Genomic DNA, 24,017 nt, shown 5'->3' with positions numbered 1-24,017 from the left:
TCCTCAAACGAATGTCTGTCCGCTACGCGATACCCGCCGTGCTTGCCCTGCTTCTCGTGAGCAGTAGCACCATCGGTATCGCAGGAACCGTGCAGACCGCACCATCAGCTAACTCCGACTCGGCAGTCCCTGACGATGGGCCCGACTACGGCGTGAACAACAGCACGTTCCATCGTCTTTGGTCGGAGGACACCGACAACGGGAATCTCTCCGCCGACGATTTCGGGGATGCAAACGTCGGTTCTCGGAGCGAGTTCACTCGACGGCTAGCCCAGTCGACAGACATCCCATTCACTCGCCCACCACAGGCAGTTGATGATTGGAACCGCGGTGACTTCGACGATTACACACCCGGCAATCAGCGTTCGTCAGTCCATCCGGAGGGAGCATCCCTCACGGATGGCGTGTACATCAAAGATGCCTACGTCAGCATCTTCGCTATCCAACCGTCGACAATCCTTCATCGGGAGAACGAGACGACACGGTATATTTCGCCGGACGGCGAGATTCGCGCAGTTAGCGATTACCGAGTCGCCGTTCCGCAAAGTGATCGAAACGGGTCAGAGCGTGACCGCTGGTCAATCGACCAAACCCAGATCGAGTCCATCAAGCTCACAGCAGACGGACAACCGCTCGGTACTGGTCGCGGCCACCAAGCGACGCTCCAATACACCGACCTCTCAGGGTCGCCGGAACTGACTGTCACGGCCACTATCTCGGTGCAACTCCGCCACGTTACACTCGATTGTCCGAGTTGGAACCAAACAGGTGACGGTTGTGGTGGCGGGTGGACGCACGACGTTGAAACCCTCGAAGCGTCGAAAACAGTGTCGACCTCTCAGAACGTCTCTGTCGCCCAACTCACTCAAGCTACGGGCAATCGTGTTCAGTTTGAAACCGACGAGAACCGAACCGGCGCGGTCGTCCATCCGAATACTGAGTGGGCGACGATTACGGTCAGCGACGATGTTCGCGCCCGGAGCAACTGGCGGTTCTACACGGCCGGACGCGCCGGATGGCAGACGATGGTCACGCGGACTGCAACCAACACGTCGCGTGCTGAATCCTCGGTGCGCCCCGTCCAGGTTCACGCATTCCCGAGCCAGCAGACACCGTCCGTTCCGACTGACCCAACCGACGATGGGAAACGCCCACTCGTCATCGAAGAAGCGTGGGGCACAGAACGGACAGGACCGTCGCTCTCGCCGAATATCGACCTCGAATCGGCCGACTCATACGTGAACGCAGACTCGGTCGCGCTGAGTTCCACGACCTTGGACGAGCGCGACTTCCGCGAGGTCACAGTCCACGGTATCGTTCGAGGCCAATCACGAACAGTCTCACTCGCCGAGCAACAGACCGTCCGCGAGACGAATCTTACCGTAACCGTCACCGAAGCCAATGCGACCCATGCAGTTGTTCAGGCGAGAGTGACGGAGAACTCGACCGGAGATGCCGTTACGACTGGCCGTGTCCACATCAGGAATCAGACGACCGCCCTGAATAGTAGTGGAATCGGGGTTGTGACCCTCTCGAATCCGGAGTCCGTCGTTCGCGGGAAGTACATCCCAACAGCGTGGTGGCAGGCCGAGAAACCGTATGCGGAATCGACTGATATTACAACGCTTCCTGCAGACTTTCCGGACGCTCAATCGCTCATCCAACTCGTCGTCGTGACGATACTCTGGTTCCTCCCTGTTGCTGTCCTGCTCTTCGGCTTCGACTACATGTCTGGCGGCGCATTGCTCGGACTCTCAAACAGAACATGACTAACGACACGAATACACCGAAACACGAGAGACGAATTGACCGTCGAGCACTCCTTAGCGGGGTTAGTGGTGCCCTCGTTGCACTTGCAGGATGTACCAATCAACCCTCTCCAGACGACACATCGAACAATAGCTCCAACCCAACGACCGAGTCACCTGCATCACAGTCTGCTGTATTCGCAGATGTCAAAGTCGATGGGGGACAACTCGTAACTGCGCTTGATAGCGATATATCTGCTGACTGGGTACGCCTCTTTGGACCAAATGGTGGCCTCTTTGCGGAGTCAAGAGTATCGCCGGATGCGAAGCAGACGTATCTCGACCTCGTTGGCGAGACTACTGAGAGCTATATCCCCGGAACACACCGACTTGTCGCTGCCAAGGACGATGAAATACTTGGAGAAGTGACTGTCGACCTTACTCCTCGTGTAGCACTTACCGACTTCCGATGGGCGAAAAAGCACCCCGAGATGGACTGGGACAAGTCTGCAAACAACTGGGAGGAACACGCTACGTTCCGACTGGAGAACACGGGAAACGGGCCAGCAATACTCAAACAGACTCGATGGCAAAACGCTCCGTTTGTCCTCCGGACAGATGAGAATGAGCAGATGTTCGACCATTCGATAGTTCTCCCACCCGAAGAGACGACTACCGTCTACTCGACACCACCAGTCTACGAAACTAGTGGAGGGCTAGTCGGGGCCTCTGCCATTGAATGCGAGACAATCGACACAAAAACACTCCAATTGACTACCGTCATTCAGCCGGGTTCCAATCCAACATACTCGGAGACAATTGAGTACGGGGGAGAGAAGGGTGCTTGTGAACTCAACATCCTCGATAGCGAGACGACTAATCAAACCCAGACGACGAACGGGAGCGATACCTGAATATGGGATGGCTAGAAAACGAGATTGAGAATGCCATCACGGACGTTCTCACCGACGTAAGGGAGGGACTGCTTGGACTCGCAGAGGATCTCTTCCAAGCCCTCCTGCAGCCGATAATCGGCGTTCCTGCTCCTGAATCCGATTCTCGGTACATCGTCGTGAATGCTCCGTCGAACGATCCTTGGAACTCGATTTACCAAGATTTCTACCTCCCGTATATCCTCCCATTAGCGATTATGCTGTTGCTCGTCGCGCTTGCCTTCATTGGGCTTCGTGCAGGTTCGATTAGCGAATATCGCCGCAAGCGACTCCTTCGACGGATTGGCATTGTATTTCTTGGGTCGTTCATTTGGTTTCCGCTCGTCTCGATTCCACTCCAGTTCGTGAACGCGGTTGGGATGACGCTCGCTCCAATTGAGCAGATGTCCTCCGGGTTTGGTCAGTTGACAAAAGCTGGACTTGGCGGTTTAATCGCTGTGTTAGTAATCGCCTTTGTCGAGAACATATTACTTCTCTTGGCCGCATTCGTTTACGGCCTCCGCTGGCTCGGGATAATCGTTCTGACGCCGCTAATGCCATTACTCGGTGTTCTGTGGGCGGTAGACGTGTGGCCCCTTAGCTCCATATCCAATACTGCTCGCCGAACCGCAAGCATCTATCCCGGTCTTATCATCGCTGGAGTTCCAGCAGCAGCTCTATTCCGCCTCGGCTGGCAGACCGATCCAGCTAGTGGGTTGAGTGCGTTGTTCGCGTTGATTCTCGGTCTTTCGCTTATCCCCGCAGCCTGCATTGCGAGTATTCTGACGGTCTATTGGAGTGCCCCAACACTCCAACGGATCGCTCATTCAGGCACACAGACGACTGCAAGAGGTGCGCCGAAAGCGAAGACTGCCGCGAAGAAGGGGACTAGCAAATCGGTTCGCGGTGCCCGCAACGTCCACCGTGGGTACGCTCAGAATGCACACGGTCCGGTTACGAAGGGTGGACAGACGCAACTCGGGAGCGGCGACTCGAACACCTACAAACTCGGCTCGTCCGCTCAGTCCGCGAAAGCACACGCTGGCCGCTATAACGACCTCCGAAAGTCGGAGTCTGGCCGGATGCGTGACCAAGCGAAAGCCGACGTAACACAAGCAACACAGACCGCGAAGGCGCGGTCGAAGCAGGCGTTCCGGAAGACGAAGCACAAGGTGTCACGGTGGTAATTTCTCATGAGTACCAAAACTGACGACTACGAGTATAGTGCACGACGAATCCATCAGTCGCTCGGCGGGACGACCGCGTTCTTCCGTGGCTACACCATCGGCGAACTCATGCTGTTTATCGGCGTGGCATTCATCACGCTCATCGGCGCAGCACTCGTCCCAGCCACCCTCACTATACCACTCCTCGGACTTGGTATCACCCTCAGTCTTCTCCTCGGGTTACTCCACAAGGTAAAGCCTTCCCACCTCTGGCTGACCGAATGGCTGGCCGCACGCCTTGGCTGGGCAGTCAAGAACAAAGAGTACACCCACGGCGAAGACAACAGCGACGTCCGCTACTTGACCCGCGTCGGTCAAGTCTTCCCGCACGCTATCGAGCGGTCGGACGGCGCGCTCGTCGGCGCGATGAAAGTCGAACCAGCGAACATGGCGCTTGAAGACGACGAGGCCTGGGCGAAAGCCGTTGAGTCCCTCTCCGAGTTCGTCAACGCGTCTCTCGACTTCCCCGTGAAGTTCTACATCACGAGCAGAGAGATCGACCAAGACGATGCCGTCCGCGAACACCAGCAGCGTCTCGGTGACGCCGACGTTCGTTCTCGGCCGGTCCTCAAACGACTGCTTGAGGAGTACATCACCACCAACACCAACCAGAACGGCGATATCGACTCCGAGAGCACGACCATCCGCGAGTACTACATCATCACGGCCGTCCGTGATGCCGACGTCGAACAACTCGACGAGACCGGCGATAGCGTCCTTGCCTACCTCGCTGATGTCCCTATTCTGGGACGTGTATTCGGCGGGGTCCAGTCTGACGGTCTCTCCGAGGCCGAACGCGACCGCCTGAAAGAAGACCAGTTGGAATCGCGTCTCGGCCAGATTCGTCGGGGTGGGTCGTCGCTCTACCGCTGTTCGGTGAGTCCGGTCGACGCCTACGACCTTGCTCGCGTGACGAAAGAATACTGGACGGGCCATACCGAGGAGTACGACGATATCGCTAACGCCATCGGGACGTTCCCGGTTGTCGCACACGGTCTCAGCGACAACGTGCCGTCGAATCCCTCACCGGACAGCGTCATCGATGCAATGGACGACCGCAAGGACATCGACGCTACCGAATCGGACACCGAGACGAACATTGCCTCTGACGACCGTCTCGATGATACCTCAACGATGCATCAGTCGGTCATCGCGCCGTCGGCTGTTGACTGGGAGACGACCTATGCGGTTCTCAACGACGAGACGTACGTCCGAACGTTCTGGATTGAGCAATTTCCCGAGAAGCCTGCCAATGGGATGTTTGAGCGTCTCCTGTTGGAGACGGACCTCCAGACAGACGTCAGTATTCACCTCGACCCGTTCGACACGCAATCGGCCGAGGACATGATGGCCGACTGGATTTCGGACTTGAAGGTCAACCAGTACGATGCGAACAGCCTCAAAGCCGAGGACTTACAGGAGGATATCGACCGCGGGAAGTTCATGCGCTCGCTCGTCCGCGCGAACAAAGCGTCGTTCTACCGGGGTGGCGTCTTCATCCGCTTGTCTGCTGAGAGCAAGCAGGAACTCGACAATCAGACGAAGCGCCTCCGCTCGATTGTCAAGGATGCGCCCGCGAATTGTACGCTCAAGGTGGCGAATCGCTGGCAGGAGAAGGGACTTGCGACGGTGTCGCCGCTCGGTGCGAACGAACTTGGATGCGACCGGATGTCCACAATGACCAATCAGGCCATCGGCGCGATGTTCCCGTTCTCCTCGAATTATCTGATGATGGACGAGGGCGTCGAGTACGGCTACCACGGCCACAACGGCTCTCCCGTCCAAATCAACCCGTGGGATCTCGAAACTGGCCACAGCGAACTCGTTGTTGGGATGCCCGGCGCTGGCAAAACGTTCGGCGACATCATGCGCCACCTGCGACTGATGAAGCGCCAGCAAGAGACGATGCTCGTGATGATCGATCCCGTTGGTGGGTTCAAGGGACTCGCCGACGCGCTCAACGCGAAGACGATTACGGTGGGTGGCGACACACGACTGAATCCGCTGGAGATTCGAGAGACGCCACAGGAGGTCCTCGAATCTGCCGACGGCATCTCGCCATTGTCTGCGAAGAAGGACGAGGTGTACGCCGTGCTTGAGAACTTCTTGACCGCTCGCGATATCGACCTCGGGACTGAAACGGGCGTCCTCTCGTACGTCATCGACGAGGCTTACCGGCAAGCCGGTGTCGTCGAGGGTGACGTTTCGACGCACACGCCCGAGAACTCGCCGACGATGACGGACGTCCACCGGATTCTCGCAGACATCGCGGCGAACCCCGACGAACACAACATCGCCACCTCTGAGTCTGCCCGCGAGCGCGCCGCTCAGTACGCCGACGAACTTGCGATTGCACTCCAACCATTCCAAGAGGGCGGAGCATACGAGAATCTCTCACACCGCTCAGAGGTCGACATTCTCGAAGGTGACAATAAAGTGGTCTACATCGACCTCGGCCAAATCGAGGGGACGGCGTCGGGTATCAACCGCCAGACGTTCCTGATGCAATTACTCCTCACGACGGTCTACCAGCAGGCGAAAAAGACCGACCAGAACGTCGAACTCGCTATCGACGAGGCTCACTACCTCTTCGAGGATCAGGCGAATCTCGATTTCCTCGAAACAGCGTTCCGCCATCAGCGCCACGCTGGCCTCCGGATGGTCTTACTGTCACAGACGATCCAAGAGTTCTACGAGGCTGAGCAAGCCGAGAAAATTCTCGGGATGTGTCCGATCAAGGTCTTCCATAAACTGCCGGAGTTGGACGATGAAATAGCTGAGAAGATCGGTTTGACTCGTGAGCAACGCAAGTACGTCCGGAATGCCGACGCTGGTAAGGACGACCTCGGGTACAGTCAGGCGCTCGTCCACGTCGAAGAACACGGTACATATCCGCTCCACATCGTTGCTGACGAGTTCGAAAAGCGCGTCATCGACTACGAACCCGACGACCGCGAGTTTATCCAGCAGGCGATCTCCGCCGACCCCGAGGAGTTCGTAGCGTTTGAGGAGTTCGTTGAGAATGAAGCCCGGCGGAACGCGCTCACCAATCGCTTCGGCGTCCGTGAGCAAGACGCGAGACGGATTCTCGAAGACGGATTTTCACAGCAAGAAGTTATCGACGCCGTTCTCACTGCATCACTCAATAATGGCGTAGCCGATTCGACTGCTCGTGCGGACGGGAGTGGGATACCGACAGAACAGGACCCAGCAGAGACCTCCACGGAGAACACTAACAATGTCTAAATTCACCCGCATCATCGGCGGTTCACCGCAGTACAGCGCGACCCAACTCCCCCTTGACGAAGCGTTCGTCCAGCAGGCCGAGGACACATCCGGTAGCCTGCTCCGTATTCGACCATTCAAAGAAAACGAGGACATCCTCGGCGCGACCGGTCTCCTCCGGTCAGTCCACGACATGACTACGAACTTCCGGGGGAAGAACACGAGCGACCACCACTCGTTCGAGCTGTGGTTTGACGAAGGCAAAATCAAGTTCTACGTGCACGCCGCGACCGAGGCAGCCGCCGACAAGTTCCGTCGTCGCGTCGGTAACAACTATGCCAACAGCGAGGTCTTTCGCGTCGAAGACGGCGTCACGTTTCCCGTGATTAAGTCCGACGAGTACATCGCTGGTGCCCGACTGGGGCTGAAGAAGATTCCCTACTATCCGATTCGCCACCACAACAGCGAGGAGTTCGAGACGGACCCCTATGGCGAGATTACGAGCGAGATGCTTTCGCTCGACGACAGCAAAGTCGTCGTGCAAGTCGTCTTCCGGCCAGCGAAGCAGTCGTGGACTGACGGCGACCGATTCAAACACAACAGCGTCGAGGAACTCGCCGAAGCCCATCGAAATGGGACCTCAGTTGGCTGGCTCAATCCACGAACTCGTCCAGCCAACGAGACGGACAAGCAGATCGCCAAAACTGTCGCACAACAGCGCGGCAAACAGGCATTCCATGCTAACATCCGAATTCTCGCTGTCTCTGCGGAGCAAAGTGAGGCTGAGGCGCGTGCCCGTGGGGTCGCGGGGATGTTCAAGAAACTCTACTGGGGCGTCACCGAGCAAAGCTTTGAGGATACGCCAATCTGGCATCGCAAAGAAGCAAAACGAGCGACCAATCTCCACCAGCATGTCGAGCAGATGGTTGGGCGTGACTGGAGTGACCAGCGGATGATTCTGACTATTGATGAACTCGCTGGTGTCGCCCATATCCCGAGTGGCGATATCGAGACGCCGAACATCGATTGGCGACACACCCAGCGTGGCGACCGGGTTCCCGCCGACGCAGGGCAACACGACCGCCAAGCAACGAGCGCCGAAGACGACGACCTCAGTTCCAACAGAGGAAATCATGGTGTTTGATCGAATCTTCGGCAGTGACGACTCCTCGGAGTCGTCCGACGCTACCTCTGAATCCGAGAAACCAGAAGCAGACGACACGGAGGCCGACTCAACACCCGACGCCCAATCGCTCCTCGGTGAACCGTACGACATCTCTGAGGAGGACACGACCTACGTCGGCGGGAAGGCCGTTAGTACTGCCACAGCCGAGGAGGGTCTCGTTGCAGGTCCGTACGTCCGGGAGATGATTGAGGCAAGTGCTGAGGGCGCGTTTGACCAGCTGTGGATTGGGTACGACGAGGACGTCCAGCGGGGGTTCCGTGAAGCACCGCTTCGCTTCGACTCGCTGTTCCGGCATATCTGGATTCAGGGCGTGACGGGCTACGGGAAATCCACCGAGATGAACAACATCTCGGTCCAGTTGGCGTACGCTGGCCACGGCTTCGTCTACTTCGACCCGAAAGGCCGCGACTCCCGTGAACTCCTGCGGAAACTCCCTGCTCATCGCCTTGACGATGTGATTTGGATTGAACCCGGCTCGTCCAAGCACGATAAGACGGTCGGGCTGAATTTCCTCGAAGTTCCCGAGTGCGAGACGCCGGAGGAATACGAGAACGAGATCGAGAGCCGGATCGAGAATCTGAAGGCGATTTTCGATACCGACGAGTACTGGGGTATCAACATGGAGTCGATCACCGAGTCGATGGGTCGAGCGATGATGCAGTCCGAGAAGCCATTCTCGGTGATTGATCTGTATTTCACGCTGTTGAACGCCGAGCGCCGCGAGGAATTCGCGGCGAACGTTGAGGACCCCTACGTGCGTGAATTCTGCATCGAAATCGCGAAGATGGAGGACGAGACGGTGCGACCAATCCTGAAGCGGATTAAATCGTGGGTCGAGAACTCGGTTATCCGGCGGATTATCGCCCACCGTGAGAGTACCATCGATTTCCGCAATATCATCGACAACGACCGCATCGTCATCGTTCGCACGCCTGTCGAGAACACGGACATTAAGAAGATGATCACGCTCGGGGTGATGCGGAATCTCTGGAGTGCGATTCAACGCCGCTCGTACGAACTTGACCGCGACCCATCCCCCTACTTTGTGCTTGTTGACGAGTTCGACGAGATCGCTAGCGACAACCTCGACATCGAGTCGATGCTCGCTCGCGCTCGCTCGATGCGTCTCTCCGTGACGCTGGCGTCCCAGTATCCATCGCAGTTCGAAGAAGAGACGCTCGAAGCAGTGCAGAATAACTGCGACAATCTCATCGCGTTCTCAGTGAACAGCGTGGACGACGCTCGTCTGTTGATGAAGCGGTTCCGTGATTACACGGCCGAGGACCTCATATCGACTGACCAGTACAAAGCATGGACGAAACTCCCTCTCAGCGGTGGTCGCTACTCCGAACCAGTTCTGCTCAATTCGTTCGCGCCATACCCACCGCTTCGGTCGCCAGAAGCGGTTGACGACATCATCGAGGAGAGCCTCGAACGCTATGGGACGGACCCGTTGACTGACGCCGAAATTATGCAGAACCTCATCTATAGCGACTCGAATGAAGCGGCGAATCCGACGCGGATACTGGACAAGACGATGGCGGAGGCGATTCGCGCAGTCCAGATTCGAGCGGGTGTCCGCACAGAAAACGGCTGGGTGGACGTCACCGTCGTGGACGACGAACTCGCGGTTCGCCTCGACAATCAGGACGCCGATATCGAATATGCGCCCGAGGACTTGCCCGACGTACGAGATGCCTCTGGACTAATGGAAGTCGAGTTGCAGGACGACGATATCGTAGTCCGCCTCACTGAGGACGGCGAGACAATGGTCGAACCGGAGACTGGATCCGTTCGATCTGCGGGCGGTGAAACTCACGATGCAGTCCTTGTCGATACTGAGGAAGCGCTTACTGAGCGCGGGTTTAGTGTCGAGGTTGTCGAACAGGACGGGAGTGAACAACCCGACGCCGTCGCAACCCATCCGGACCACGACGCCGTATTCAACATCGAAGCTGAGACCACAACACCGGATCGCCCCGTGAAGGTCTTGCAGAACCTCAAGCGCGCCCACGAAGCAGACCGGATTCCAATTTTTGTCGTTCGACCGGGTGACTCGGAGACGAAGTGGGCGTCACGGGTTGAGAACATTCTCTCACCGCCACTTCGTGAGCGCGCAGACGGTACCGAGCAGTTCTACAACTGCGACGAGGTCGTGACGTTCGGCGGTGGCGCGACAGCACATGGTGGCGTAACTGCAGTCCGACCACGCACCTCCGACACGAACCGGACAGTCTGGACTCGTGATGGTGACGAGCGCGTACTCTCTGACGGCGAGACGGAGTTTGCTCATATGTCCGACGAAGGGACACTCTCGAAAGACATGGTTCCGGCTTACTACAGTCATGACCGAGAAACCGGGCAGTACACCGTCCACAAACCCGGCGCAACACAGACATACGACTCGAAAGACGAGTTCGAGGCGGAGTGGACGCCAATCAAGCGACCATTCATCCCGAGTGACGAACTGCCGGAGGCGGAGATTCCCCGAGATAGCTACGTTGTTCTGATTCTGCCAGCAGACGGCAATCCAACGGTCTTCCAGCAAGGGGAGACGTATGCGCTCTCGGAGAATCCTGACGAACTATGGCCAGACACTTCAACTGAAGATTCGGAGCAGTCTGAGAACTCCGCTCAGAGTGAAGAAACCTCCTCCCCTGAGGACATTGATTCCCAACCACCTGCTGAGTCGGTGGAAATCGATCCGAGTGAGGACGGTGTTGAAGCGTTCACAGCAATGTATGTTCGGCAAGTGGACGAGGCCAGGGTTCCACAGGATGACCTGTTTCAAGCGTATTCTAATTGGACGGACCAGCACGATATCGATGGGACGAACAAGGGATGGTTCACTCGGAAGCTTCGAAACGTCATTGAATTCGATACTGATCGGTCGCGAGTGGACGGTGAGCGTGTGCAGTTCTACGTTGGAATCACGCTGACACAAGAGGCCGAGACACTACTCGGTCAATGAAATCAACCAAATACATGATACAACCAGCGGGTGGCTTAGCCACCTCCCTCATTCGACAGAAGCTAGCCGACGAAATACTGCAATACAAGCCTCAAAGCGAGCAGACTCGGCCTTTTACGCTCCCTGTCCATGCAGACTGGACGGCCAAGGATGTTGCATGGACACGACTGTCCACGAAAAATCGCATGACGGGGGCGCTGTCCATGCAAATACCCGGCCAAAGACCAACTAATATAGAACGGGTTGCACCCGTTGGACAGGGTAACCGTCAGCCTGCTCGTCGAGAACTGTTTTGTCATTATCGTGATAGTGGGTGTGTGATGTTCCAAGAGAATTATACAAGGAGGGATGAGTATGGATTCTGAGTCACTAGTTGAGGTATTGGTGCTTCCGGATGAGTTGTGTGAGCGCGAGCAGTGGGTGTGCTGGAAGGAGGAGCAACGGGATGGGAAGGCGACGAAGATTCCAGTAACCCCTGGGTCGGGTGGGTTCGCGTCCTCAACGGATTCGGAGACATGGACGGACTTCGAAACCGCGTTTGACTACGTTGAATCGGGGAATGCTGATGGCGTCGGGTTCGTTTTTACTGACGATGATCCGATTGTGGGAGTGGACCTCGACGACTGCCGGGATCCCGAAACGGGAGATGCCGACGATGCGGCACACGACATCATCGAGCGTCTCGACTCGTATACAGAGGTTTCACCATCCGGAACTGGCTACCACGTGCTGATTAAAGGCGACCTCCCTGAGGGCCGGAATCGGCGTGGGAGTTTCGAGTTGTACGATACGGCGCGGTTTTTCACCGTCACCGGCGACCGTGTCGAGGAGACACCGACGCGGGTTGCACGGCGGCAGGACGCGCTCACGGCCGTCCACCGTGAATACGTCCAAGACACCATCGACAGTTCGGAGGCCGAACCTGACCAGCGTGAGCGCGCTGACGAGGACTCTACGACTAATGGACCGAGTAAGGTTGACGTTGACCTCAAGGACGAGGAGTTACTGGAGAAGGCGATGAATGCGTCGAATGGCGCAAAGTTCGAGCGTCTCTGGAACGGGAATACGGGTGGGTACGATAGTCAGTCGGAAGCTGATATGGCACTCTGTAATCTACTGGCGTTCTGGACTGGTGGCGACCAAACGAGGATGGACGATCTATTTCGCCAGTCGGGATTACTTCGTGAGAAATGGGATGAAGTCCACTACGCCGACGGTTCAACATACGGGGAGAAGACGATTGAGCGAGCAGTACAGAATACCTCAGCGTTCTACGACCCAGAACCGAGAGAGGAACAGACTCGGGACTCGGCCTCGACTAGGGACTCCTCGGTAGATAGTAGCCGTGGCGAATTGGACCGTAGTCGGGCGTATCTTACTGAGAAGAATCGGCTGTTGGCCGACCGTGTCGAGGAGCTAGAGACGCTTCTCGAATGGAAGAACGAGCGCACCGACGAACTTGAAGCAGATGTTGAGCGGCTCACGACTGAACTTGCGGAACGTGAGCAAGCGACGGATCAGACTCACGAGGAGCGTGTTGGTAGTGGGAGCTCAGACGAGGAGGAGTCACAGTCGGAGTCTGTCTGGGGGCGGACGAAGCGGTTGTTCGGAAACGACCCTGACTCGTAGGTGTTCGTAGAGGGTCGTCAGTCTGGTAAGCCACGGACGCAGACTGCAAGCGGTTAGATGCGAGGTGGAATACGGAGTCTGTCGCCGACCTCGTACAGATATCCTTTCAATAACAGTTGTTCGACAAGCTCACGGGCGTCGGCACGGTTGATTCCTTGCTCACTGAGGTACGTGACGGCGTCTGCGTGTGAGATACGCTCCTCATCTGCCGTGGTCTCGATATACGTGTCGAGGTGGTCGAGCACAGCCTGCTCGCTTGTGCTCAGGGGCCTCCGTGAACTCGGCATCATTCGATATATCGGACGCCATCAAATAGACCAGTGGGGTCCGACCGAACCTTCGGTTTGGACTCGTTGCCTCGGTAGTTAGTAGAAAGATTGCGTCGTCGACTATCGACCAACGAATCGTCGGTAGAATGTTGTCTGAACCCCGTACGCTAGGTAACTAGCCACTCCGAGCGCCAAGACAAGCGGAATAAGAGGCCAAATGAACGACGAACTAAACCCGAATGGAGACACTCCGACTGCATTGAATGCAACCATCCCGAGAGTCAACAGTAGGCTGAACGCGAGAAGAGATACAATCAGGAGACCGACAAACTCTGCAGATCGATCCCCGCCACGTTCCGTGTCGGTTAGCATGTAGCCGGCAATTGCACCGAGACACACGGCCGTGACGATCCCCGGGCCACCACTAAGACTGTAGCTGGTCTGCGTCGCAGCGAGATATCCACCGTACGCGATGAAACCGATGAAGCCAACCAGCAGTCCAGCAAATGCCCCTTTGACTGCGCCTAGAAGTCGAGGTCGGTGACGGCGGTACCACGCGGTCTCGACTCGATAGGCAAGCAGGTACGACCCGACGAAAACGGAGATTGCTGTCAGGGTCGGAAGGACGAAATATGGCATCGAAAACAGCCAATCTCCAAGGAGCCACTGGAACGCCATTGTTGGGACGATGGCGAGCGCCCAACCAGCAAGAAGCGATCCGACGAAGATAACGCGGTTTCGATGTGCTGAGGCTGATGTTGAAGCTCGGTTGCTCGTCACCCAGCGGTATCCGCCGATGCCGCCGACGAGGAGACCCAGCGGAGCTGCGAATTGAATCGACGTTACCCAGTTTGGTGGCAAGAAGGCATCCGTCGTTGCACGGTAATAGTTTCGGAGGAGACGGCCGAGTGTATCAAGAACGAAAGTCTGGATTAAGCCCCATTGAAGGGCAGTGACGAGTGCCTGCTTTTGGGTGGAAGGAGCGTCTTGGGAGGGCATATCTGAGGGTTCTCCCCTGGTTGATTAGAAAGTGTTGATGGAGTACCTATAAATACTGAACAAGCCTTCGTTCGATACCATCGGATGAATGCGGAGAACTTTCTGACGCAACTCCACACGACGTGTGCTGACGCCATTACGGAGTATCGAACTCAATTCCCGGATCACCCACCATTGTCCGAGCATCTCCAGTACGACAGTGATAGCCCTCTTGCGAGTGAGACTGGTCTCCATCGGTGCTTTCGAGAACTCACCTATATCTACGACGATCTCTTTGCTGTGGACTCAACATCATATCGCGACCAGTGGCGCGACCATCTCGTCTATGATGTATCCCGGCAAGAGCATCTGCGGCTCATGAGTAGTGACCCACCGACGTCACTCATGTTGGGGTGGATTGGGGCGCGATATGCTGCTCGCACAGGCCACATCGGTATTAGTACCGGCCGACTCCCTGTGCCGAGAGCGTACTCCGTACTCGCCTCCGAACTCCTCCATGCCTACCAGCATTGCTTTGACTCCCCAACTTGGCACCATCCCTACCTCCAGGAAGGAATGGATCGAGCCGTCTCGGTTCGAGCGCTCACCCAACTCGCTCAAGAACTGGACGACGATGACAATGCAGTTGCCCATGCTGCAATGAGACAGCGAGCGAATGCACTCCTTGCAGGAGTGCTTGCGCATGGCACCCGCCACGGCGGCATTACGCCAGCAGCTATCCGTGACCTTGGCGTCACCACCGACGAACTTTCAGCCCTCCAAGCAACACTCCCATGGCGAGCACTTGGCCATGTTCAACCACGCTACCGATGGAAGGACACCGCATTCCTTCCCGACTACGACCTCTATGGCTCTCTCCTCCTCGTTAGTGAGACTATGGACGTCCCCGATACCTACAGCCGTGCATTCTGGGGTGACCACCCCTGGGACAAGCTTATCGGGGATATTCAATCCATCAAACCCCGCTGGTTGTGGCAGTACATTCACTCGACCTCAAACGAGTAGCCACTAGACTTCCATTGTTATGGCTCCTACTCCCCGAAGCGGCCTCTTGTTTAGCCTGCCGTCGTCTGAAACGCGTCGCGCTGGACGACGAGCGTCGTCCAGTATACGTCACCTTGGTACTGAACCAGATACGGGCCACTCAGATCACCCTCGCCGTCTTCGTCGAGTCTGTGAGCCTGTTCGTGGCCGCGAAACTGATTGGCGAGCGCCACAAGCGCATCAGACGGCGTCTCGTCGGGGCCGACAATGTACTGCCCCTCTGTAATCGCCGTCTCGACGATGTCCTGCTGGGCTTCCGGAAGCTCCCCGAGTGCGAACACTAACCGCTCACGCATTTGTCGGCCGTAATCGGCGGCCGTCGCCACCTGTTTGGCAGTGTACCGATAGGTGTTCAGGGTCGTGTCGTAGGCGTCGTCGACGATCCATTCGGCTTCGGTACCGTCGTCCCAGGTGATGTACGAGTACTCTGACTCCGGGACGAGGACAGATTGCTCGCGTTCGGCGTCCGTATAGAGGAATGTTGTCCCGATACCGACCGGATCACCATCCGCGAGCCCGTGAGCGGCAAACTCATTCTGGTCGACCTCGGGGAGATCAGCGAACTGAATGGCTTCCGACTCAGTTACTGAGTCTGTGACGATATCCACTTTCACGGAGTACCTCGTGGCAGGGGTTTCCTCGATTATGTCATAGGACAATTCGTAGACGCCCTCTTGGTAGGCGATATGTTGTTGTTCGGGGAGTGGTGGACGTGTCCCCTTGGTTGTCGCGCCGCCGTCAAGAATCGAATCAAACAGTTGGGCAGTCGCGTCGTCGCCTTCGGCAGGGCGGACTGTATAGAGTACCTTTGTCGGGAGTTCTGCGTCAGTAATCGTCGTTAGTTCAAGTCGCGCTGTGGAGGCTTCCGCGACGGCGTTGCTCCTACTGAATCCGCCGGAACTAGTGCAGCCAGCGACGATTGCGGGAAGAGACGTGGCGGCGGTCGCGAGGAGGGCGCGGCGGCGCATAGTCGTGATTCCTCGGAGATGCTGGAAAAACTTTGTGTCGGCCGCACCGAGAAGCGTGTAGCGCGCGTCAGCATGTCTGGGCGGGTTGGCGACGTACTGGACACGCAACTTCAAGAAGCATCTCGTCACGGTGTGGAGTGATCCAAACACTCTTTACTGTTTCGCTGTAAACTGTAATCAAGAAGCGCTATGTCACGTACCTCGAACCAGGCCGGTGGCGACGTTGTCCGGGACTTCCTCTTGGTCGCGGACCTCCTCGAAGAGCCACAGTTAGCCCAACTGTACGCGTATCTCGCTCATGAAGGCGAGGCCACTGTCCAGAACATGATGGACGACCTTGAACTCGCACAGGGCACCGCATACAGCTACGTTAATCGACTTGTCGACGCTGGCGTCATCGAAGTCACTCACGACGAGCAGCCCCAGCGGTACGCCGCCTGCGAAATCGACCTGACCGTGACGACAGCCGCTGGCGACCGCGAGTACACAATCACGCCGGCGCTGATCGACGCCGTCGGCCGCCGAGAGACGGACGCCGACATCGACACCTACATCGACCGCCACGGTGTCGCTGGGCTTGCGACGGCGCTCACCTATGCGGTTGCTAGAGAGCGGGGCGAGGTGACCCACCGGCTGATGGCCGAGGACCTCGACATCTCGCCGCTGGCCGCCGAGATCATCCTCCAGGCGCTCCGATCCGTCGTTCACGAGCACTACGATATCGAAGCGTCGGGAGCATCACTCGACGAGTTGGATATTGACGACGGCGACGCAGTTGACGATACGTGAGCACGCTCCATATCGCCGACACTGGCCTGTTCGTCGCGATGGGCCAGCCATCGAACAGTCGGTACCAGGCTGTCCGCCGGTTCGCCCGCCGCAACGACGTCACCTACGTCCTGCCCGAACGCGTGTACGAGGAGTTGACCGTCGACGACTCCGACGTCGAAACGCCGCCCGTCAACGCGGCAATCAAGGAAGAGTGGGCGACGGTTGCGCCGCCGCTCAAGTTCTCAGAGCCAATCGTCTCACGGGTGATGGATGGCGTCCAGCGGTACATCGCGAACGCCGACGACCGCCCAGCAGACGAGGTCGAGCGGGCTGATCCTGCCCTTGCCGCGTTGGCAGCCAAGCACCTCAGTAGTGGGGTAGCGACCGAGGTGTACATCTACACGACCGACACCCTCGCCGGCGAGGGGGCCGAGGCCGTGCTCGCGAGTGAGGGCTACGAGGACTCGGTAACGTTCGTGAACGGCTTCCGGTTCATTGAGGATCTTCGGACGGGCGACCGTTGACAGGCCAGCGTTCCTCGATACGAGGTTCATGATACTCGAAAGCCCCGACGAGACAGATTTAGATTACGAGCACCTCCATGGACATCAAGGAACAGTCGTTGAGATCATCTCAGACGATGCAGGAACTGTAACTGGTAATCAACGGGAGGGGCATCCTTTCCGAGTTGAAATCGCTAATAGTAACACCATTGACGTCCGCCGCCGGGATTTTCGGCCAGTTTGATTGGCCATCGTATGGAGACACCTCTGTAGTCCAAGGTCACTAAATACTAAGTTAACGTACTGAATACATCTCGGCATTACGATGCTCTCGCTTCCTCCGCTTGTCGATAATGCCAACAGGACAGTAGAAGACGCTTACAAGCGGATTATTCCCCAGATCGAGGAGGGCCGTATCGCAACTGGATACTTTTATCTCTCAGGATTCGACCTCTACCGGGAAGACCTTGAGAAACTGGCTGATCCCGACGATCTTGGCCACGCTCCGCTTCGGATCTTGATGGGTCGTCAGACGAATAGGGGAACTGCTGACGAAATCGGTGAGGGGCAGAATCTCAAAGAGGAACTCAAAAGAGAAGTGAGAGAAAGCATCTCGGAGCTGAATAACGCTCAGATCGGGCGACTAGACCGGCTACGAGACTTCATCGCCGAAGGCGAGGTGAGCGTCCGTGTGCGAAATCCTGAAAACGGTTACTTCCACGCAAAGGGTGCATCATTTCGAGCGCCACTCGAAGATAACGAAGATTGGGGACAAGACGAGGAGGAAGACACCCGCCCATGCGCTACCGTTGTTGGCTCCTCGAACTTCACCAAGAGCGGCCACCAGAACAATATCGAACTGAACCTCACGAGTCAGGATCGACACAAGGCCAAAGCGTTTGAGGAGTGGTACGACAACCAGTGGGCCAACGCTGAGGAGTTCAGTGAGGAGATTATCCGAATCATCGAGAACAGCGAGGAGTACCAGGACTGGAAGGAACAGCAGGAGGACGAGTCCGACAAGGAAACGTCATCCGAGAAGTTGGGGACTTATTTGGAACCGTTCGAGCTCTACAAGTTGCTCGCCTACGACGAACTGAGTGGGAACGTCAACATCCGTGACAGCCCACTGTACTACTTCCAGAAGCTCGGGTACGAGAGTGCAAAGGAAAAGCTCTCACAGTTCAACGGGTGCATCGTCTCCGACTCGGTCGGTCTGGGGAAATCATTTATTGGCGGTGAACTTCTCCACGACTACCGCCAACGTGGCGACCATTGTCTCCTCATAGTCCCGGCCAACCTGACTGATCAGTGGGAAGACCTACTCGAGAACGACACTGACGAAGACGGCAATCCATACTTCGGGTTAGAGGTGGACGGCACGCACCTTGACGTGATAAGTATCAGTAAGTTCCAAAATCTCTCCTACGACGAGGTCCAGGACCTCAAAGATGAGTTCGATGTCCTGCTTATCGACGAGGCTCACCGGTTTCGGAACTACGGGAAGTGGCGACCGAACCCGGGCCACGATGACGACTACAAGGGGACGCGACGACACGCGAATCTGAGGCAGCTCCGCGGAAAGACGATGATCATGCTGACCGCGACCCCGATCAATAACAGTGCCACCGACCTGAAAAACCTCATCAGCTTGTTCACCAGCCCGGAGGAACTTCGGAACAAGGCATCACTCGACTTCGATGCGTTCGACGAATACATCGAACTCTCGGAGACGCGAAAACGCATCGCGGCCGGGAAAGAGGAGGTTGGCGACGACGAACAGCAGGAAATTACTGAACAGCTCCAGCGACACTCCTCTGAGATATCGAATATCCTGAACGAAGTGATGGTTCTTCGGACGCGCAAGCACGTCAAAGACCAGATTCAGGACAGCGAAGACTTCGAGATGAGCTTCAAGCCGCCGAAACTCAACAAGCAACAGTACTCTCTGCCGGCGGCCTACCAGCCAGTATATCGGATGCTCCCCGACGTGATGGACGCCCTCCACCTTCCCCACATCACAGTCAAAAACCCGAAAGCGGGGAGCACGCTGAAAGCCCTCTACAAGCTGAACCTCCTCAAACGGCTTGAGTCATCAACGTACGCGTTCGTCCAGTCGATCGAGACGCTGCATCAGAGTGAACGCCAGCTTCTCGGCCTTCTTGGTGAACTCCCCGAAAACGAAAACATCGATATGCTCCGAACTGTTCAGAAGGGAGAGGACTCTGAACTCGGTGACTTTGTCGAAGGAGCGGACGCTGCTGAAGATCTCGAACAAACACTCGAAGAATTCGGTTTCGATACCACCGCTATTCAATCGGAAGAAGGAACTGATACCGAGGGAGATGAACTGGTAGACGCCACCATCGGCGAGGTGAAGACGTACATCAGGGAGGACCTCACCCTTCTCTCGTATTTCCTCTCGCAGTTCATCGGTGATGTCGCCCGTGATGCGGGTGATGTGAGCGATTATGCGGTCTCCACGCGCCAATGGCTCGCTGAACACGACGCTGGTGTCCTCCCAGATATTCCTGAAGAAGAGATGAATCCGATTCTCTACCCGAATAGTGATCTGAGCGAAGTCGACCCCGCCACACGCGACTTTTACGAGGCCGTCTTTTCACTCCGCGAGTTCCGCGACCCGAAGATCGACCGGCTTGCAGATGTCCTCACTGATCACGACCAGAAAGTGCTCATCTTCACTCAGTATCGGGCAACTGCAGACTACGTCTATCGAACCCTCTGTGACAACGCGGACTCACCACTCACCGAGGCGAATAGTGCCGTCGTCAAGGGTGGCGACGAGAATAAACAGGACATCATTCAACGCTTTGCCCCCGAGGCGTCAGGCTACCAGCAAACGCTTGCCGAGTCGGGGGATTCAGAGCTACAGTACGTAGTGGCCACTGACACGCTGAGTGAAGGGGTTAATCTTCAGGACGTTCATGTGGTGGTCAATTATGACCTGCCGTGGAACCCGATGAGGATTGTCCAGCGTGTCGGGCGAGTCGACCGGATTGGGAGTACCGCTGAGAAACACGTCCACAACTTCTACCCGGACGGCGACATTGAGGCGGCGATCAAGCTCCTGAAACGCCTGCAGGCAAAGATCAACGATATCGCGCTCATCGTCGGAAAGGAGAACAACATCCTCGATCCGAACGAAGACCAGATTCTCGAAAAGACAGGTGTAGACACGGAGAAGACAATCGGGGAATTACAGGTGGACGAGATCGAAGACTCCCTCCAAAAGTCCCGTGAAATTGACGACGTGAATGAACTCGACGACACGAGCAAGAATCCGCTCCTCCGCAATGCGGGGAGCAATGAACACGCTGCGTTCGAACGGTACCTTCTGAAGCGAGAACTAAACGAGGACTACGACCTGACCGCGGAAGACTTCGAGTACGCTGAGGACTTCTTCGATGACCCGCCCGAAGAACGGGAGTTCCTCTACACGAATGTAACTGACCACGATGCCGGTCCTCGTCCGGGCGTGTTCGCCCTTGCCCACCTCTGGTTCGACGATGATGACCACGAGTCCCCGCTTGGTCGCGTCCGTCGTGCTTTCTACTACAAGCCCTTCGCCGACGAGGTCAAAGAGCGGCCCGTGAGCACGCTCAACATCGACCCTTCAGTTGACGGCGAACCGATTACCGGAAATCCAGATACGGTGTTATCGAATCGCGGTGAAATTCAAGCAGTGCTTGACGAGCGTCTTGAGGTGATTCGAGAAGGCCAAGTTGAGGGTGCTTTCAAACAGGGAGAGGCCTTCTCGAAGGAACAGGAGACGATCCTCGATTTCATCAGTCACTACGTTCAGCCGAATCACGGTGATGAGCCGGCTCCTGTCGAAGAGTTCGAAACAATAGGAGAATGGGCTAACGGCATCGAAGAGCGGCTACAGGAGGTAAAGCTGGCGAACACAGATGAAGACCGAATTCTACGGGAGATCTTTCGCCAGAACGAGCAGTACGACTCCTTCCCAGAGTGGCCGACCGTGGAGTTCCTCAGTCAGCTTGAGGAGTTCTTAGAAGAGAACGTCGAAGCCTCTACTGAATATCAGACAAAACTGATGGGAGAGAGTGATGTACAAGCGAAGCTCGTATGCTGGGGGGTTGTCGGACAGTGATTCGGGAGCTACGGTAGGGGCCCCTTCTGATCCAGCAGATCATATTTCTCCAAGACCAGATCGAAGTACATCTCGTCCATCAGCTTCGGATTCTCAACGCGATGGAAGTCGTCGAGGACAAACTTCACGTCACGACGTTTCAGGCCATACGCGTGGAATGCGGCCGCGTCGATTTCAGCCTGTAATTCTCTGCGTTCTTGATCTTCTACCGCTGCCTCGATTCCGCCGAGTCGCTCACGCATTTCTTTGAATTCTTCTCCGTAACAGTTCAACCGGGCAGCTCGTTCAGCGATATAATAGAACCAGTCATCTCCGTCGGTGAGGCGTGGTAGCTGGGATTCCAATAGCTCGCGCTTGACGATGTGCGTCTCGACTTTGGTTCGCATCAGGAAATCGAACGCAATGCTGTTCAGGAGTCCCGTTGCCGCGAAGAGTTCTTGATCCGTAAATCGCCGGACGTAGGGTGACCGAAGTGGGGACTCTGTGAGGTGTTCCTCTTCAGGCTCAATAGCGAACGGCTTGAACGTGTTAATGGTGTGGAGACAGATGACGTCCTTCGGAAGTACCGTCGCTATGATCGTCCGCTCGTCCCGAGATCGAGAAACGTCTCGAATGCCGATTCGGTATTCAGTGCAATCGAGCAGGACATCTTCTTCCTCAAGTCCGTGACCACGGTGTTCTTCGAGTAGTTTATCTACGAATTGAACTTGAGACTTGCTCGTCTCTGAACCTCCAAAGGCGTCATAGATTGCCCGTTTGAGATTACCCCTGTTGAATTTCTTTTCTCGAACACGGTACTGAGCACTATTCGGTGGATCGTACATCTCACGACTCCAGTACTGCGGTCCATCTAACGCTTCTGTGTGGGTATTATCGTACTGGAACTGGTGGATATTTTTGCCGCCATAGACGGGATAGTCGGCCTCCTCCGGCGATGTCAGGAGCCTATCCTTATCAGTCGATTCAACGAACTCCTTAGTGAGCATATCAACTGTCCAAGCCTCCTCTAAATCTTCACCCAAGGAAGGCTGCTCAACTACCTTCTCCAAGACGCTTACTTCGATCTGCGAGGTGATGGATGGGAAGATTCCCCCTTCTGGAGAATAACTGACGAGTACATCGCGCGGAATGTTGACTGCCTCATCTTCGATCCTGTAGACTATATCCATGTCACGTTGGTTGAATATCCCCCGAAGAGCTGATGTCTTCCCCCCATATTCGAACGTCAGAATCGCGAACCGGTATCTATCGTCGATGGCCTCAAAGATACCCTTGTTCTCGAACCCGATGAGATTCTCCACGTCCGTATGGTCCAGCAGATGCATTCGGAGGTCTTTCCCCATTACTCCCCCGAAGATAGTACCGGGGAGGAGCAGACTCACCTTCACGCCGTCTCTGGAAAGTCTGAAGACCCGCTCAAGAAAAAGAGCCGAAAGTTCGTTCTTTGTCGGCATCGTTCGACCGCCCACCACCGGAGATTGGAGCTTATAGACATCTCCCTGCGTAAAGAAATCTGCCTGAGTTTCCATCGATTCCTTGTAGTCCTCCCATTCCCACGCAACTTTGGGGTTTGAGAGAAGGTCTTCCATCACACCATCCTTTTCCTCCGACGGATAGGTACGGAACTGCTCATCGTAGCGGATAAAGAAGTCGTCGCGATTCGCGTAGAGCATGTCCCACGGTGGGTTCCCGATGAACACGTCGAATCCGCCTTTCTCGAAGACGTCGGCGAACTCCAACGGCCAGTGGAAGGGAGACCACTCCCGGATTTCCTTGATCGTTATGTCGTCAAAGCCAGCGTCTTGGAATTCTCGCCGAAGAATTTCGTCAAATTTGTCCCGATGTTCCTCTATTCTGTCTTCTGCTTCTTTCCGCCATTCTTGTGCTTCAACACTGGTCTCCGCTTTCTTATGCTTCTTGATGGCCTCTTTCACGTCCTCAAAACGAGTTTTCACCTCCCAAGAATCGAGATCGCTGTCTCCGTCTTCGTTACTCTCAATGTCCGTATCGAGTTGACCGATTAGGCTGTTCCCCTGCCGTACGTTGAAATCGATATTGGGGAGCGGCTCCACCTCGCTCGGTTCGTCCTCGATATCAGCGACCATCGACAACCAGAGCCTGAGCTTGCAGATCTCAACAGCACCTTCGTCGATATCGACTCCGTACAAATTGTTGAGGATAGCCGTTCGCTTTGCGTAGAGTGCTGATGAGCCTTTTCCAGACTCGATTTCCTCTATCTCTTCTCGTGTTCTGGATTCTAGCTCCCAGCCTTGTCCCTCTGATTCGAGCCGCTGGAAATACTCAATGCATTGCATCAACTGAGTGGTTCGCTATTGGCTGTTTTCGACTTAATCTACGAATACTGGTAAAATACGAGCTGCTTCTTACACTCTATTCAACAAGTGGATTGACCA

Annotated in this window: 16 protein-coding genes; 12 read left to right on the top strand and 4 right to left on the bottom strand. The window is 56.1% G+C overall.

Annotation, left to right across the window (positions count from 1 at the left end; translation table 11 throughout):
* The first annotated feature begins 11 nt into the window (after positions 1-11).
* The 7 genes from M0R89_RS23115 to M0R89_RS23085 all read left to right on the top strand — a co-directional run bounded on the left by M0R89_RS23115 (position 12) and on the right by M0R89_RS23085 (position 12,917).
* Positions 12-1,769, top strand: coding sequence for a DUF8186 domain-containing protein (locus M0R89_RS23115; protein ID WP_248653162.1), 1,758 nt, complete (start codon positions 12-14; stop codon positions 1,767-1,769).
* Positions 1,766-2,662: a hypothetical protein gene (locus tag M0R89_RS23110; RefSeq protein WP_248653161.1), complete on the top strand. Its 897-nt coding sequence runs from the start codon at positions 1,766-1,768 to the stop codon at positions 2,660-2,662. The genes M0R89_RS23115 and M0R89_RS23110 overlap by 4 nt, the downstream gene beginning before the upstream one ends.
* Positions 2,663-2,664: 2 nt before the next feature.
* Positions 2,665-3,867 (top strand): TrbL/VirB6 family protein, encoded by a 1,203-nt coding sequence (locus M0R89_RS23105; protein WP_248653160.1) that lies wholly within the window; start codon positions 2,665-2,667, stop codon positions 3,865-3,867.
* A gap of 6 nt (positions 3,868-3,873) precedes the next feature.
* Complete coding sequence (locus tag M0R89_RS23100; RefSeq protein WP_248653159.1) at positions 3,874-7,152, top strand: VirB4 family type IV secretion system protein; 3,279 nt, start codon at positions 3,874-3,876, stop codon at positions 7,150-7,152.
* A complete protein-coding gene (locus M0R89_RS23095) occupies positions 7,145-8,275 on the top strand; it encodes a DUF8128 domain-containing protein (RefSeq protein WP_248653158.1) in 1,131 nt (376 codons plus the stop codon). Before M0R89_RS23100 ends, M0R89_RS23095 begins: the two co-directional genes overlap by 8 nt.
* Positions 8,265-11,288 carry an ATP-binding protein gene (locus M0R89_RS23090; protein WP_248653266.1) on the top strand — a complete coding sequence of 1,008 codons (3,024 nt, stop codon included), beginning with the start codon at positions 8,265-8,267 and terminating at the stop codon, positions 11,286-11,288. The genes M0R89_RS23095 and M0R89_RS23090 overlap by 11 nt, the downstream gene beginning before the upstream one ends.
* Before the next feature lie 354 nt (positions 11,289-11,642).
* Positions 11,643-12,917, top strand: coding sequence for a phage NrS-1 polymerase family protein (locus M0R89_RS23085; protein ID WP_248653157.1), 1,275 nt, complete (start codon positions 11,643-11,645; stop codon positions 12,915-12,917).
* Positions 12,918-12,970: 53 nt separating this feature from the next.
* Here the strand turns inward: M0R89_RS23085 and M0R89_RS23080 are convergent, their stop codons facing one another.
* Both M0R89_RS23080 and M0R89_RS23075 read right to left on the bottom strand, forming a co-directional pair.
* On the bottom strand, positions 12,971-13,162 hold the full coding sequence (locus M0R89_RS23080) for a hypothetical protein (protein ID WP_248653156.1): 192 nt from the start codon (positions 13,160-13,162) through the stop codon (positions 12,971-12,973).
* Between the two features lie 144 nt (positions 13,163-13,306).
* Positions 13,307-14,185: a hypothetical protein gene (locus M0R89_RS23075; RefSeq protein WP_248653155.1), complete on the bottom strand. Its 879-nt coding sequence runs from the start codon at positions 14,183-14,185 to the stop codon at positions 13,307-13,309.
* 555 nt (positions 14,186-14,740) lie between these two features.
* Between M0R89_RS23075 and M0R89_RS23070 the strand changes: the two genes are divergently transcribed.
* Complete coding sequence (locus tag M0R89_RS23070; protein ID WP_248653154.1) at positions 14,741-15,190, top strand: hypothetical protein; 450 nt, start codon at positions 14,741-14,743, stop codon at positions 15,188-15,190.
* 50 nt (positions 15,191-15,240) lie between these two features.
* Here M0R89_RS23070 and M0R89_RS23065 read toward each other — a convergent pair whose 3' ends face one another.
* Positions 15,241-16,197 (bottom strand): hypothetical protein, encoded by a 957-nt coding sequence (locus M0R89_RS23065; RefSeq protein ID WP_248653153.1) that lies wholly within the window; start codon positions 16,195-16,197, stop codon positions 15,241-15,243.
* Between the two features lie 189 nt (positions 16,198-16,386).
* Here M0R89_RS23065 and M0R89_RS23060 point away from each other — a divergent pair, with 189 nt between their 5' ends.
* From M0R89_RS23060 to M0R89_RS23050, 4 genes are all read left to right on the top strand, one after another.
* On the top strand, positions 16,387-16,986 hold the full coding sequence (locus M0R89_RS23060) for a DUF7437 domain-containing protein (protein ID WP_248653152.1): 600 nt from the start codon (positions 16,387-16,389) through the stop codon (positions 16,984-16,986).
* Positions 16,983-17,492 (top strand): PIN domain-containing protein, encoded by a 510-nt coding sequence (locus M0R89_RS23055; protein ID WP_248653151.1) that lies wholly within the window; start codon positions 16,983-16,985, stop codon positions 17,490-17,492. Before M0R89_RS23060 ends, M0R89_RS23055 begins: the two co-directional genes overlap by 4 nt.
* Before the next feature lie 28 nt (positions 17,493-17,520).
* Positions 17,521-17,715 (top strand): DUF8139 family protein, encoded by a 195-nt coding sequence (locus M0R89_RS23670; protein ID WP_465260990.1) that lies wholly within the window; start codon positions 17,521-17,523, stop codon positions 17,713-17,715.
* An 81-nt stretch (positions 17,716-17,796) separates the two neighbouring features.
* Positions 17,797-21,603 carry a helicase-related protein gene (locus M0R89_RS23050; protein ID WP_248653150.1) on the top strand — a complete coding sequence of 1,269 codons (3,807 nt, stop codon included), beginning with the start codon at positions 17,797-17,799 and terminating at the stop codon, positions 21,601-21,603.
* Between the two features lie 8 nt (positions 21,604-21,611).
* Here M0R89_RS23050 and M0R89_RS23045 read toward each other — a convergent pair whose 3' ends face one another.
* Positions 21,612-23,918 (bottom strand): Eco57I restriction-modification methylase domain-containing protein, encoded by a 2,307-nt coding sequence (locus tag M0R89_RS23045; RefSeq protein ID WP_248653149.1) that lies wholly within the window; start codon positions 23,916-23,918, stop codon positions 21,612-21,614.
* Positions 23,919-24,017 lie beyond the last annotated feature (99 nt).

The organism is Halorussus limi, assembly GCF_023238205.1.
Taxonomy (GTDB): Archaea; Halobacteriota; Halobacteria; order Halobacteriales; family Haladaptataceae; genus Halorussus; species Halorussus limi.
This window is presented reverse-complemented; position numbering and strand designations above follow the sequence as displayed.